Here is a 14499-nt window from a genome sequence, read left to right on the forward strand (position 1 = left end):
GCGTTTCTCTCAGGGGTCTGGGGATGACGGGGTCGACAACACTGCCACCGGCGCACGTGCAAACAGCGTCGACAACGGCACGCGACCGCGCTGGGGCTGCAGCATGCTGCCGTCGAGCACATTGCGGTAGGACGCTTCCGGCAAGGCCAATGCCGCCGGCCCCCAACTGGCCGGCGGCACCAGCAGCGGGAGGTCTCCATCGCCCGACGCACCGGCGCCCAGCCGGGTCACCGCCACCACCAGCGACTGGCCGCGGTAGTGACGACGGAAGGCCAGCACCTGCGCATCGCCGCTGACGGCAACCTGCAAGGCTTGATAGTCGCCCTTCGCAAACAGCGCCGGATGTTCGCGGCGCAGTTGCAGCAGCACCGCAGTCAGGCGGGCCTTGACCGCGCCATCGCGCCAGTTACGCAGCAGCGTGGTCCAGTCGCGCGCCTGGTCCAGCCACTGCTGGCGTTGCGCATAGTCCACCGGGCGGCGGTTGTCCGGATCCACCAACGACAGGTCCCAGCCTTCGGTGCCCTGGTACAGATCGGGCACGCCCGGCACGGTCAGGCGCAAGGTGGTTTGCACCAGCGCATTGCGCGCACCGGCCGCGGCGATGCGGTTGCTGGCGCGCAGCAACGCGCGCCGCAGCGGCAATCCGGCGCGGCTGCACAGCACCTGCTCCACGGTGGCCTGCACCGCCTGTTCGTAGGCGGCCGAGCCATCGGTCCAGCTGGTATGCAGCTTGGCTTCGCGCACCGCCTTGAGCAGCCACTGCGCCACGCGCTCGGCAAAGGCGGCCAGCGGCTCGGCTTGGTCGGCGCCCAGTCCGATCGGCCAGGCCGCCACAAGGGTCTGCCACAGCATCTGCTGATCGCCACCAGCCAGGGCCGGCGCATCCAGCGTTTCGGCCAAGGCATCGAACTGGGTACTTTGCTCGATCCACCAGCGCGGTTGTTCGGACAGCACGGCCAGCCGCATGCGCAGGTCTTCGCCGCGCTTGTGATCGTGCGTGGCAGTGGCCAGCAGCGCGCGCGGATAATGCCTGGCGCGCTCGAGGTTCTGCGCGTGGAACTGCGCCGCCTCATTGGCGAAGTGGGTCGGGTGGCTGCCCACCTCGTTGCGCGACAGCAGCACGCCATGCCGATAGAACGCGGTGTCTTCCACCGCCTTGGCATTGAGCGGCGCGGAGAGCTGTTCGACGCGGCGGCGCAGGATGCGCCGCAAGGCGATCTGCGCGCGATCGGCGCCGGTATCGTCCAGCAGCCAGCGCTCGATGGCGTTCACTGCCGCCACGATCGATTCGGGCATGCCCTCGCGTGCACGCGCGGCGGTGGCGCGCAGGCGCTCGGCTTCGCTGCCGCCGATGCCCTTGGGGCCGGCGTAGGTGCGGTACACCGGGAACCAGCGCAGCAGCACGCACAGCCCGCGTGCCAGCATCTGCGGGCTGAACTCGCGGGTGGGCGGGTCCAATCGCGCCAGCGCCGACAACGCACCCACGGCGCGATTGAATTCGGTCTGCAGCGGGCCACGCAGCATCTCGTCGCGTGCGTTGCGCTCTTCCTGCGCAAAATCGCCGCTGCGGCCGCTGGTCTTCTGCCAGGCGCGTGCCAGCGGCTTGAAGCCGGCCGCGTCGTGCAGCACGCCGCCCACCTGGTCCATGAAGTCGTAGCCGGTGGTGCCATCGCACGGCCAGTCGGCCGGCAGGTGTTCGCCGGGGGCGAGGATCTTTTCCAGGTACAGGCCCAGCGTGCCGGGCTTGAGCCCGCGCGCGCGGCCGGCCGCATCCAGCCGGCTGCGCAGCTTGCGCACGTAGCCGGTGGGGTCGGTGAGCCCGTCCACGTGATCGATGCGCAGGCCATCCAGGTGGCCTTCGGCCACCAGCCGCAGCGGCAGCGCGTGCACGGCGTCGAACACCGCCGGCAGCTCCACCCGCAAGGCCACCAGCGAAGTGATGTCGAAGAAGCGGCGGTAGTTGAGCATGTCGTTGCCCACGCGCCACCAGTTCAGGCGATAAGGCTGGCGTTCGATCAGCTTGTGCAGACGGCCATCGCCACGCTTGGCGCCGTCGTTGTAGTCGCGCAGCCACTGCGCGCGTGCGGCGGGTTCCGGCACGTCCAGGGTCTGCGGGCGAATCGGGTAGCGCTGGTCGTAGTGCGCCAGGGCGGCGCTGCCGTCTTCGTCCACCACCAGGGTGATCAGGCCTTCGGCCAGGGCGCTGGCATACGGGCGATCCAGCACCGCCAGCCACAGCTTGCCGTCGCGCCCCGGGGCGCGCCAGTCGATGTCGAACCAGTCGGCATGCCTGGCACTGCGGCCATGCCGCAGCACATCCCACCACCACGCGTTGTCTGCATGCGTGGCCATGTGGTTGGGCACGATGTCGGCGATCAACCCCATGCCGTGTTCGCGCGCGGCCTTGGACAGCGCAACCAGCGCTTGTTCGCCGCCGAGTTCGGGGTTGACCACCGTTGGGTCGATGTTGTCGTAGCCGTGCGTGGAGCCCGGCACCGCCGTGCCGATCGGCGACAGATACAGATGGCTGATGCCCAGGCCGGCGTAGTACGGCACCTGCGCGCGTGCATCGTGCAGGGTGAAGCCGGCATGCAGCTGCAGGCGGGCGGTGGCGCGAAGCTCGATCATGACTGGGAGTCCGAAACGGCCGCGACGCGACGCGCCTCGGCAACGCCGTGCAGCGCCGTGGTCAGGCGCGCATGCGGCAAGGGATCGGGCAGGCGTCGGCGCCAGTTGGGATGGACCTCGACGGTGCCCGGCAGATTGGGTTGTTCTTCCAGCGCCAGCGCATCTTCCACCGGCACCAGCATCAGCGGAGACACCCCGCTGGCGGTGAAACGCAGCGCGCCCAGCAACCGGTCCTCGCCGTGCAGGCCGGCGTGCTCCACCGCGGCATCCAGGCGCGCCAGGTCCTGCGTGCGCGCCTTGGCGTCCTCGGCCGCCTGGGCGGGCTGGATCAGCTCCAGCTGACGCCGCCAGTCGATATCGCGGCCTTTGCGCCAGCCGGTGAGCGTGGGCAGATCGTGGGTGGTGGTGGTGGCCACCGCATCCGGGCGCCACAGCGCCGGGGCGATGAATGCACCGTGCCTGTCGCGGGTGAACATCAGCACATCGATGCCCATCACCCCGCGCTCGGACAGCTCTTCGCGGATGCCCGGCGGCACCACGCCCAGGTCCTCGCCGATCACGATCGCGCGGTGGCGCCAGGATTCCAGCGCCAGCAGGTTGAGCAGGTCGTGCAGCGGATAGGACAGGTACGCGCCTTCGTTGGAGCCGGCGCCATCGGGCACCACCCACAGCCGCAGCAGGCCCAGGATGTGATCGATGCGGATGCCGCCGCGCTCGCGCAGCACCGCGCGCAGCAGCGCGATGTACGGTGCGAAGCCGCTGCGGCGCAGGGCGGTGGGCGAATACGCACCGATGCCCCAGTGCTGGCCGTCGGCATTGAAGGCGTCCGGCGGCGCGCCCAGCACCAGCCCACGCAACACGGTATCGCCGGCTGCAGCCGCTTCGGCGCCCTTGGGGTCGAAGCCCACTGCCAGGTCGGCGATCAGGCCGATCTTCATGCCGCGCTCGTGCGCTTCGCGCTGTGCGTCGGCCCAACTGCGCGCGGCCAGCCACTGCGTGAACACATGCAGCTGCGGATCGTTGTCGCCGAAATCGCGTGCGGCAAACCGGGCGAATCCCTCCAGCTCCGCGCCACCTGCCGTGCGGAACGCCAGCAGATCCGGATGATCCGGCGACACCCGCGCGTGGAGCTCGCGCAGCAAGCGCCACTTGGCCTGCGCCGAGGCCGGCCAGTCGATCAAGGCATGGCTGTGCAGTGCGTCGAAGTGCTCGCGCAGGCCGGGCACGGCAGCGAGGGCCTCCAGCGCGGTCTCGCCGAGCACGCGCACCGGTGCGGCGTGCAGCGGGTCGGAGAAGCGCCGGTCGCTGGGCGAATACGGGCTGTAGCCACCGGTGACCGGGCGCGAAGCGTGCACCGGGCTCAGCGCCAGCGCATCGGCGCCGGCCAATGCCGCATGCCGCAACCATTCGACCGTGCCGGCGGCATCGCCTATGCCGGCATCGTCGGGGCTGCAGGCCGAATACACCTGCAGCGCCATGCCCCAGGCCCGTGGTGCGGCCTGGCCGCAGGCATCGGCCACGCTGAAACAGCGCTGCGGCGCAACCGCCACCTGCTGCGTGATTCCGCCGATTTCCAGTGTCCAGTAACCATAGCGTTGCGGCGCACGCAGCTGCCCCTGCGCATTGGCCTGCGCCGCTTCGCTGGCGCCGCTGTCGTCGGTCCAGCGGCCACTGGCATTGGCGCCAACGCGCAGCGCCAGGGGCGCGCCCACCTGCGCGGTGAGCAGGGCGGCCGGTTCGGCCGCTTGGGCCTGACAGCGGCGCAGGCTGTCCTCGCGCTGTGCGGCGGTGGCAGCCGGCAACTCCAGCGCGGTGAGTACCGCCTGCAGCGACGGCTCGGATACCTGCCGCGGTTGATCGCTGGCATCCACCCAATCGACCATCACCCCGGCCGCGCTGGCCAGGGCGTGCAGGGAATTGGCGCTCATGCCTGCGCCTCGTGCCAGGCGATGAAGCCATCGACCGGCAACAGCTGCGCGGCGGCATCCACGTTTTCGGCATGCACCACCTGCCCACGCCGCGGTGGCAGCGGCACGGCGGCGGCGCCGACATTGAAGGCGATATGCCACAACCCGCCCGGCAATTCCCAGGTGGCGGTGAGCGCGCCATCGGCCAGCACGCAGGCACGCAGCGCGCGCGCCTGCGCCAGGCCCGGCACCAGCCACTGGCGCCGCACGCCCAGCAGCGCAGTGAACCAGGCCGCCCATTGCGCGCCCTCGCCGTGCGCGGCGTCTTCGATCGGCGAACGCGAGGCAGCGAAGGTGGCCGGGCTGTTCGGATCGGGAATGGTGGCGCGCTGCGCCGGATCGGCGAACGCGGCAAAGTGCGCGAACTCGCGGCGGCGGCCTTCGCGCACCGCCTCGTCCAGCGGCGGGCCGAAATCGGTGAAGAACAGGAACGGCTGGGTAGCGCCCCATGGTTCGCCCATGAAGAACAGCGGGATCATCGGCGTCAACGCGGTCAGCGCCAGTGCCGCACGCAGGCGCTGCGGCGAAACCAGCACGCTCAGCCGCTCGCCGCGCGCGCGGTTGCCGATCTGGTCGTGGTTCTGCGCGAACACCACGAACTTGTGCGGCGGCAAGGCCCCGCTCGGCTCGCCGCGCACGTGCCCGCGCGGGTCCGGCTCGCCCTGGTAGGCGAAGCCTTCGCCCAGCACGCGTGCCAGGTGCGCGGTCGGCTTGTCGGCAAAGGCGGCGTAATAGCCTTCGGTCTCGCCGGTCAGCAGCACATGCAGCGCATTGTGGAAGTCGTCGTCCCACTGCGCCGTATAGCCGCGTTGCAGCTGCGAGGCCTGGTTGGCTTCGTTCTCCAGCACCAGGTGCACGTGGCGACCGGCGGGCAGGCTGGCGTCGATGGTCTCGCGCAAGGTATCCAGGAAGGCGTTCGGGGTGATCGCGTGCACCGCGTCCAGGCGCAACCCATCGAAGCGGTACTCGTGCAGCCACATCAGCGCGTTGTCGAGGAAGTAGCGCTGCACCGGCGGCTTGCGGAAATCGATCGCCGCCCCCCAAGGGGTGGGCTTGTCTTCGTTGAAGAAGGCGCCGGCGTAGCTGTGCAGATAATTGCCGTCCGGGCCGAAGTGGTTGTAGACCACGTCCAGCAGCACCATCAGGCCATGCCCATGCGCGGCGTCGATCAAGGCCTTCAGTTCGTCCGGGGTGCCATAGGCCTGCGCCGGCGCATACGGCAGCACGCCGTCGTAGCCCCAGTTGTGCGCGCCGGGGAAGGCGCTCAGCGGCATCAGTTCGATCGCGGTGATGCCCATCGCCGCCAGCTGCGGCAGTTGCGCCTTCACGCCTGCATAGCCACCGCAGGCACCTACGTGCAGTTCGTAGATCACCGCCTCGTCCCAGGGCCGGCCCTGCCATTGCGGGTGGCTCCAGCGGTAGCCATCGGTGGGCTGCACGGCGCTGGCGCCATGCACGCCGTCCGGCTGCCAGCGCGAGGCCGGATCCGGTACCGGCTCGCCCCCGTCGATGCTGTAGCGATAGCGCGCACCGGCGGCACAGGCCAGCACCGCACTGAAGAAGCCGTCCGCCCCCGCCTGCAGCGCAGCGCGCGCGCCATCGGCGAACACCACCTCCACGCGGCTGGCCTCCGGCGCCCAGAGCGCGAAGCGCACCTGTCCTTCACCCGCTGGCCATGCGCCCCAGGCCGGGGTGGTCGCGTCGCGCTCGTTCATTGTCAGTTCTCCGCTTGCAGGTAGATCGTGGCCAGCGGCGGCAGGGTCAGGCGCAGCCGTTGCGCATGCCCATGCATGCCCATCGGCTCGGTCGCCAGGCGACCGCCGTTGCCGAGGTTGCTGCCACCGTAGTGGGCGCTATCGGTATTGAGGATTTCGCGCCAGGCGCCGGCACGCGGCACGCCCACGCCGTAGTCGTGCAGCGGTTGCGGAGTGAGGTTGCTCACCGCCAGCAGCGGCACGCCGCCGCCGTCGGGATCGTGGCGGATGAAGGCCAGCACGCTGTTGCGCGCATCGTCGGCCACGCTCCAGTCGAACCCCTCGGCACGGTGGGTGCCGCGGTACAGCGCCGGCACGCGGCGCAGCGCGGCATTGAGATCGCCCACCAGCCGTTGCATGCCGCGATGCGGGGCGCCATCGAGCAGGTGCCAGTCCAGCGACTGGTCGTGATTCCAGTCGGCCCACTGGCCGAATTCGGCGCCCATGAACAGCAATTTGTCGCCCGGGTGCGCCCACATCAGCGCCAGGTAGGCGCGCAGGTTGGCAAAGCGCCGCCAGTCATCGCCGGGCATCTGCCCGAGCAGGCCGCCGGTGCCGTGCACCACTTCGTCGTGCGATAGCGGCAGCACGAAGCGCTCGGAGAACGCGTACACCAGGCCAAAGGTGAGCTGGCTGTGGTGCTGGGCGCGCTCGGCCGGATCGCGCTGCATGTAGCTCAGCGTGTCGTGCATCCAGCCCATGTTCCACTTGTGGGTGAAGCCCAGCCCGCCATCGGCCAGCGGTGCGGTCACCCCTGGCCAGGCGGTGGATTCTTCGGCGATGGTCAGCACGCCGGGAAAGCGTGCGGCGATCTCGCCGTTGAGCTGGCGCAGGAAGGCCACCGCTTCCAGGTTCTCGCGGCCGCCGTGCGCATTGGGCACCCACTCGCCCTCCGCGCGGCCGTAGTCGCGATACAGCATCGAGGCCACCGCATCCACGCGCAGGCCATCGAGGTGGTAATGGTCGATCCACTCCAGCGCACTGCCCAACAGGAACGCGGTCACTTCCGGGCGGCCGTAGTTGTAGATCAGCGTATTCCAGTCGCGGTGCATGCCTTCGCGCGGGTCGGCGTGCTCGTACAGGGCCGCGCCATCGAACTGCGCCATGCCGTGTGCGTCATCGGGAAAGTGCGCGCTGACCCAGTCCAAGATCACGCCGATGCCGGCGCGATGGCAGGCATCGACAAAGGCGGCAAAACCATCCGGGCTGCCATGCCGCGCGGTGGGCGCATACAGGCCCAGCGGTTGGTAGCCCCACGATCCACCAAACGGGTGTTCGGTGATCGGCAGCAGTTCGATATGGGTGAAGCCGAGCTGCTGCACATACGGAATCAGCTGCCCGGCCAGGCTGGACCAGTCCAGCGGCTGATCATGCCCGTCACGGCGCCACGAGGCCGCATGCACCTCATAGATGGACATCGGCGCCGGCAAGGCCTGCGCACTGCGCCGACGCATCCACTCGGCATCGGTCCAGGCGAATGCCGCGTCACCGGGCACCACCGAGGCGGTGGCCGGCGGCAGCTCGCTCTGGCGCGCCACCGGGTCGGCCTTGAGCAGCACGCGGCCATCGGCCGCGGTGATGGCGTATTTGTAGCGGGCGCCGGCTTCCACGCGCGGCAGGAACAGCTCCCAGAAGCCACCACTTCGCTGGCGCATCGGGTGCCGCCGCGCCTCCCAGCCATTGAAGTCGCCGACCACGGCCACGCGCTGCGCGTGCGGTGCCCATACCGCAAAGCGCACACCCGGCACCTCGCCGCAGCGCATGTGCTGGGCGCCCAGTGCGCGGCGCAGCGCCTGCCCGTCGCCGGCGGCGATCTGCAGCAGCAGCGATTCGTCCAGGATCGGGCCGAACGCGTAGGGGTCTTCGATCTCCTGCACCACGTCCGGCCACACGATGCGCAGCCGGTACGGGCCGTCGCCGGCCAGTTCGCCTTCGAACAGGCCATCGGTCTCGGTGGCCTGCATGCGCGCCAGCAGCTTGCCGCGCGGATCGATCAAGCCCATCGCCTCGGCGCCTGGTGCCAGCACGCGCACGCGGCGGCGGCCGTCGGCCTGCGGATGCGGGCCCAGCACCGTGAATGCATCGGCGGGCAGCCCCTGGGCCAGTGCCTGCAGGGTCTGCGCAACATCGGACATGCCTTCCGTGGTCACCGCGTCAGTTTCCGTCTCCTGGACCTGCCCGCCCAACCGTTCGCTCATGACACCGTCGCAAGCGCGGGCGCGGTGGCGGCGGTGTGTTCGTAAAGGGAGAGATACTTCTTGCCGGCCACATCCCAGCCGCTGGGGCGCAGCATCGCCGCCCGGCGCATCGCCGCCAGCAGGCTGGGCAGGCGGAAGGTACGGAAGGCGCGTTCCAGGCAGCGGCGCAGCGCCTCCACGCTGGCGTGCTGGAACAGGAAGCCGGTGACGCCATCGTCCACGGTGTCGATCAGCCCGCCAGTGGCGTGGGCGATCGGCAGGCAGCCAAAGCGTTGTGCATACATCTGGCTCAGCCCGCAGGGCTCGAACCGCGACGGCATCAGCAGGAAGTCGGCACCGGCGAACATGCGCCGTGCCAGGCCTTCCTCGAAGCCGATGAAGGCGCCGACCTGGCCGGGATAGCGGCGGGTCAGCTCGGCCACCTGCTGCTCGATCTCCGGCTCGCCACCGCCGATCACCGCGATCTGGCCACCGGCGGCCACGATCTGCGGAGCGACCTCGCAGATCAGGTCCAGGCCCTTCTGGTGCACCAGCCGCGAGACCACCGCAAACAGCGGGCCGTTGCTCTCGCGCAAGCCGAACGCCTTGCGCACCTGCCCGGCGTTGGCCTGACGGCCCTGCCAGTGGTTCACGCTGAAATGCGCATCCAGGTGCGCGTCGGTGCGCGGGTCCCAGCTGGCATCGATGCCGTTGACGATGCCGGTCAGCGCGCCCATGGCGGCGCGACCGGCCAGCAGCCGGTCCAGTCCGCAGCCCTGTGCCGGGCCGGTGATCTGCTTGGCATAGCTGACGCTGACGGTATTGACGTGATCGGCATTGACGATGCCGCCGCGCAGGAACGACATCTGCCCGTAGAACTCCAGCTCGGCCACGCGCTCGGCGGGAATGCCCAGCGCCGCAGCCATCGAATACGGCACCAGGCCCTGGTAGGCCAGGTTGTGGATGGTGAGCAGACACGGGGTGGTGCCGCCGGACCAGCGCACATAGCCGGCCGCCAGCGCACACGGCCAATCGTTGAGATGCAGCAGGCGCGGCTTCCAGCCCAGCCCGGCATGGCCGGCGGCGATCTGCGCGGCGGCATGCGACAAGGTGGCGAAACGGATGGCATTGTCTTCGAACTCCGAACCGCTGGTGCTCACGTACGGCGAGCCATCGCGTTCGAACAGTTCCTTGGACAACAGGATATAGATCGGCAAGCCGTCCGATTGCACGATACGGCCGATGTCGCAGGCCGGCAGCGCGGCATGCGCCAGCACACGGCCCACGATCTCGACCTTGCCGGCGCGCTCGAGCACCGCGCGATACCCGGGGATCAACACGCGCACGTCATAGCGATGACGCAGCGCGCGCGGCAGTGCGGCCGCCACATCGCCCAGACCACCGGCCTTGATGAAGTCGGCCATCTCCGACACCACGAACAACGCACCGCGCGTGTCGGCCAGCGACACCGGCAGACGCTCGTGATGGCGGATGAAACGTCCGCGCGCGTCGCGCGGCCGCCCGCTCTTCTTCAGCGTGGGGATCAACGCGCTGCGCTCGAGGCGTGCGCTGGTAGCGTGGAGCGGCATCATGGCAACCATCTAAACGTCCGTCGTAAAGTGGGTGGAGACGGAAAACGGCGAAGCGACAACCATCGTCTGCCGATCGGGCCAGACGACATGCAACGAATGAGGAGCGGGGCCAACGCGCGTACTCCACGTCGTCCTTGTCGATGAATCTACACCCCGACCAAATAAAATATGCGTGAACATGTGCTGACTTTTCTGCGACAGCCACATTCCATCGCGCACGGTTGCGCATGCCGACAGGCATAAGCGACGCATCGCAGTGCAACGACATCCCCGCATCGGTGCACTGGCACTGCGATGCACCGAATGCGGGAGAACCTGGCCGCGCTCGTCGTCATCTGCGTGACTTGTTCATGCCTGGGTTCACGACGTTCTCGGCACCGCCCTTCGCGAGGGAGCCATGCCGTGCCGCGACGCTACGGTCGGGCCTGCTCAAGCGGCCTGCGCCTGCGCCGATAAGGAGCGTTAGCACGTCGACCTTTTCGAGATCTGGCATGGCAGACCAGCCTGAACTTCCAAGCCGCCCGCGTGGCGGGCTGCGCCGTCTGTTGCCCTGGGGTGGCGCGGACAGCGCGCGCCCGGCGGCCGCCCTGCCGAGCGTGCGCAGTTCCGCGCACGGCGCACAGGCCATGGCTGCCCACCAGCTGGTACCGGCCAAGGCCAAGTCCGGCACGCACGATCCGGCCGCTGCCACGGCCATGCTGATCCGCCTGTTCTCGCATGCCGCACATCCGGAAGCCCTGCTGCTGGCGTTCGCCGACGGCATGGCCAGCCTGCATGGCGAACTCGGCGACATGGGCGTACGCCTGAGTACGGCCTACGCCGCCGGCGACTGGCTGGGCTATGGCCGCACGCTGCGCCAACTGATCGACAAGTACATCCGCACCATCGATATCGGCGACTCGCTGGCAGAAGGCCGTACCGAAGCCGAACAGCTGCGCGACCTGCTGCGCCATGCGCTGGGCAATGCCCTGGCCACCTTGCTGCAACGCAGCCCGGAGCTGGCCGAAGAGGCCCAGACCCTGGCATCGGCCCTGCGCCACTGGCGCCCGGGGCATGAGCTGATCACGCTGGAGCAGCGCCTGCGCGAGCTCAGCCACCAGATCGGCCTGCGCGCCGAAGACGCCAGCGAACAGCAGAACCTGTTGCTCGGCTTGTTCGACCTGCTGCTGGAGAACGTCGGCGAACTGCTGGACGATCGCAGCTGGTTGCAGGGCCAGATCTCGGTGGTGCGGCAGCTGCTGGCCGGCCCGCTGGACGGGGAGTCGATCGAGCAGGCGCGTGGCACCCTGCGCGAGGTGATCTACAAGCAGGGCCTACTCAAGCAGGGCATCGCCGACTCCAAGACCGCCATGCGCGAGATGATGGTGTCCTTCGTCGACCGGCTCGACGGCATGGCCACCAGTACCGGCGAATATCACGACCGCGTTGCCGGCTATTCGCAGGCGATCGGCGACGCTCGCAGCATTCCCGATCTCAATCGCCTGCTGCAGGACGTGCTGCAGGACACCGCCGGGGTGCAGGCGCAGGCACTGGCCGCACGGGACGAACTGCTCTCGGCACGCCGCCAGGTCGAAGAGGCCGAACAGCGCATCGCCTCGCTGGAACAGGAGCTCAATGCGGTGGCTGGACTGGTCCGCGAGGATCAGCTGACCGGCGCGCTCAACCGGCGCGGCTTCGAAGAACTGTTCCAGCGCGAAGCGGTCCGCACCCAGCGCAGCGGCCAGCCGCTGTGCGTGGCGATGCTGGACCTGGACGACTTCCGTCGCCTCAACGAGGCCCATGGCCATGCCGGCGGCGACGCGGCGCTGCGCCATACCGTGGACGTGGCCAAGGCGGTGTTGCGCACCACCGACGCCATCGCCCGCTTCGGTGGCGAGGAATTCGTGCTGTTGTTACCGGACTCGACCATCTTCGAAGCCAGCGCGGCGGTGATCCGTCTGCAGCGTGCACTGGCGCAGCGCTCGCTGTTGCACGAGGACGTGCGGATCTTCATCAGCTTCAGTGCCGGCGTGGCGCTGCGGCATGCCGACGAGACCCAGGACGAACTGATCCGGCGCGCCGACCGCGCCATGTACGACGCCAAGGCCGCGGGCAAGAATCGGGTGATCAGCGCCGATTAACGGTAGTGATGAGTTGCCCCTGAAAATCTTCTTAAAGTCTGTTCGAAGTCTTCCCCCAATGACCCGGTCAGATAGAGCGATCTCTATCTCGCTAGCGCCGATGGCAACGTTCATCAGGTTGGTCAGGCGGTTGGCGCCGTCGTAGTAGTAATCTTAGCTGTTGCCCCCGGTGACGTGCGTGCGCCGATTGTCCTGCGCGTCGTAGGTATAGCGATGCGCGCCGGTGCCGCCAAAGGGGTGGTGGTCTCGCTCCTGGCGGACAGGCCGTCGGGAGTGTAGGTCCAGCGCTGATCGCCGTTCTTGTCGGAGAAGGGCAGTCAGGACAATCGATCTCGCACATCGTAGTTGCTTAGCACCACGCACCCGGGGAGCTAATGCGTCTTCCCGGTTGCAACTGTGCGCGTCCGGTAGCGACGGGCCGCTGGCAGTGCAGAGTCGTCCAGACTTGCCATTCCTCAAAAGTTTGCGAAGGCCGCATTATTACTCAAATACCGTTTCCTTTTGCCACATCAAAACTTTTGATGTTATTTATTATAAAAACAATACCTCCGCCTTGGCTTCGACGATCAACCACCCCCCCGGACACCTTAACCTTTATCTCGACATTGTTTTCCGGAGTCCACTGCTTGTATCCTGACTCGATTAAAGCTTTTCCTTTTTTTGATTTTTGGACCTTTTCTGAAATTTCGACGGGAAGCAATTTTGCCGGATCGGCACAATCATAGAGTGAAGCACCATGCCTATCACTCTTAATGCAAAAATCAAAAAAAATCTGCCTTCCTATACTGCGATCTGGATTTTTTTCACATCGGCCACTTTACTAATTCGCTCCATATTATCGCAGCCAGAAATCATAATGATGGCTATAATTAAATTTACTTTAATATAATTAAAATTCACGGCACACATCTCCCCGACGCACAGGTTGTATTACTGATTGCAACGCCTGATTTTCAATTTCAGAATTATTAGTCCCGCCATTTATCGTCCACAGGCCCCACGGGGAATTGGCACTTAAAGAATTATAGAATGCAGCTTCTGCCCTGTATGCACGACGCTCCCCCTGAAGGAATTCGTGACGACTGCGAGTCATTGCTTTAAATCCATTGCTTTCTCGCATCCGTTGATCATATCCATGGGAACCCTCATGAATTATTGTCGAATCAACCAAGTCTTGATAAGAAAATCCTATAAAGTTCTTTGAAGCAGACTTGAGCCCAGCAAAGTTAACCGAAATGGTCGTTTTTCCATTCGCAGTTAGCGCATTACCCGCACTCCCCAGCGCTCCATTCTGCACTACCACACCGTTATCGACGCCCTCTTTCCCGTAGAACCTGGAGATAGAATCAGATCGCCCATATCTAACATTAGATCCGATCTGCTTATTTCCAGATCTAGAGAGCTTTTCCATAGCCTTGGATACAGCTGAACAAGCTTCTTTACCAGCGCTGCATAGATACCTACCATCAGGATCGATGCTTTTTATTGGGTTGTTTTCCACATACGCATATCGATTGAAATTTTTACCTGATGAGAGGTTGACTGGGACCGGGTCAGAGCTGAGAAACCGCCCGACCACCGGATCATAATACCGCTGCTGCATATAAATCAGCCCGGTGCCGCCATCCATTGCATGGCCGGTGTAACCCACGCCATCCACGGTCTTGCCGATTGCCGCGCCGTAGGGTTCGTACTGGGCGCGCTCGACGACCTGGCCTGCGGCGTTGGTCGTTGCCACCGGGCTGCCCAGCGCATCGGTGTGCTGGTAGGTCACGGTCTCGGCGCCGCCCGCGGCCGGGCGCGTGCGCAGGGCCAAGACGCTGCCGGCCAGATAGACGTAGTCGGTGTTGACGCCTTTCCTGGCGTCTTGCGTGTAGAGCAGCTGGCCCAGCTGGCTGTAAAGCTGATAGTTGCAGGCAGCGCTGCCGCAGGCGATCACCCGCCGGCCGTAGCCGTCGTAGGCGTACCACTCCTTGTTCGCCACCGAACGCAGCCAGTTACCCTGCGAGAATGTGTAGGCCTGGCCGTTCTTGTTGGACAGGTTGCCCTGCACGTCGTAGCTCAGTCCTACCACGCTGGCGCCGGTGGCGACGTTCATCAGGTTGGTCAGGCGGTTGGCGCCGTCGTAGTAGTACTCGTAGCTGGTGTCCCCTGTGACGTGCGTGCGCAGGTTGTCTTGTGCGTCGTAGATATAGCGATGCGCGCCGGCGCCGCCGAAACTGGGCGATGCGGCCACCCGTAACTGGTCGCTCACCTCCCAC

The 14499-nt window shown here is 66.8% G+C and carries 8 protein-coding genes; 1 reads left to right on the forward strand and 7 read right to left on the reverse strand.

Features of this window, described 5'->3' with window-relative positions; translation table 11 throughout:
* Window positions 1–9 precede the first annotated feature (9 nt).
* From treY to glgA, 5 genes are read right to left on the reverse strand one after another with little or no spacing between them, the layout of a single operon-like run.
* Window positions 10–2628 (reverse strand): malto-oligosyltrehalose synthase, encoded by a 2619-nt coding sequence (treY, locus tag ACCQ05_RS19420; protein WP_372392163.1) that lies wholly within the window; start codon window positions 2626–2628, stop codon window positions 10–12.
* A complete protein-coding gene (locus tag ACCQ05_RS19425) occupies window positions 2625–4556 on the reverse strand; it encodes a 4-alpha-glucanotransferase (protein WP_372392164.1) in 1932 nt (643 codons plus the stop codon). Before ACCQ05_RS19425 ends, treY begins: the two co-directional genes overlap by 4 nt.
* Complete coding sequence (treZ, locus tag ACCQ05_RS19430) at window positions 4553–6310, reverse strand: malto-oligosyltrehalose trehalohydrolase (RefSeq protein WP_372392165.1); 1758 nt, start codon at window positions 6308–6310, stop codon at window positions 4553–4555. The genes ACCQ05_RS19425 and treZ overlap by 4 nt, the downstream gene beginning before the upstream one ends.
* Window positions 6311–6312: 2 nt before the next feature.
* Entirely contained in the window at window positions 6313–8547 is a 2235-nt protein-coding gene (locus ACCQ05_RS19435; protein WP_372392167.1) for a 1,4-alpha-glucan branching enzyme, read from the reverse strand.
* Window positions 8544–10127, reverse strand: coding sequence for a glycogen synthase GlgA (gene glgA, locus ACCQ05_RS19440; protein WP_372392168.1), 1584 nt, complete (start codon window positions 10125–10127; stop codon window positions 8544–8546). The genes ACCQ05_RS19435 and glgA overlap by 4 nt, the downstream gene beginning before the upstream one ends.
* 482 nt (window positions 10128–10609) lie before the next feature.
* On the opposite strand from glgA, the gene ACCQ05_RS19445 reads away from it, so the two are divergent.
* On the forward strand, window positions 10610–12238 hold the full coding sequence (locus ACCQ05_RS19445) for a GGDEF domain-containing protein (RefSeq protein ID WP_104543603.1): 1629 nt from the start codon (window positions 10610–10612) through the stop codon (window positions 12236–12238).
* A gap of 484 nt (window positions 12239–12722) precedes the next feature.
* Here the strand turns inward: ACCQ05_RS19445 and ACCQ05_RS19450 are convergent, their stop codons facing one another.
* Entirely contained in the window at window positions 12723–12938 is a 216-nt protein-coding gene (locus ACCQ05_RS19450; RefSeq protein WP_228961817.1) for a hypothetical protein, read from the reverse strand.
* A gap of 189 nt (window positions 12939–13127) precedes the next feature.
* Entirely contained in the window at window positions 13128–14492 is a 1365-nt protein-coding gene (locus ACCQ05_RS19455) for an RHS repeat domain-containing protein (RefSeq protein ID WP_372392169.1), read from the reverse strand.
* Between the last annotated feature and the right edge of the window lie 7 nt (window positions 14493–14499).

Source organism: Xanthomonas sp. NCPPB 3582 (assembly GCF_041475735.2).
In the GTDB taxonomy this organism is placed as follows: domain Bacteria; phylum Pseudomonadota; class Gammaproteobacteria; order Xanthomonadales; family Xanthomonadaceae; genus Xanthomonas; species Xanthomonas codiaei.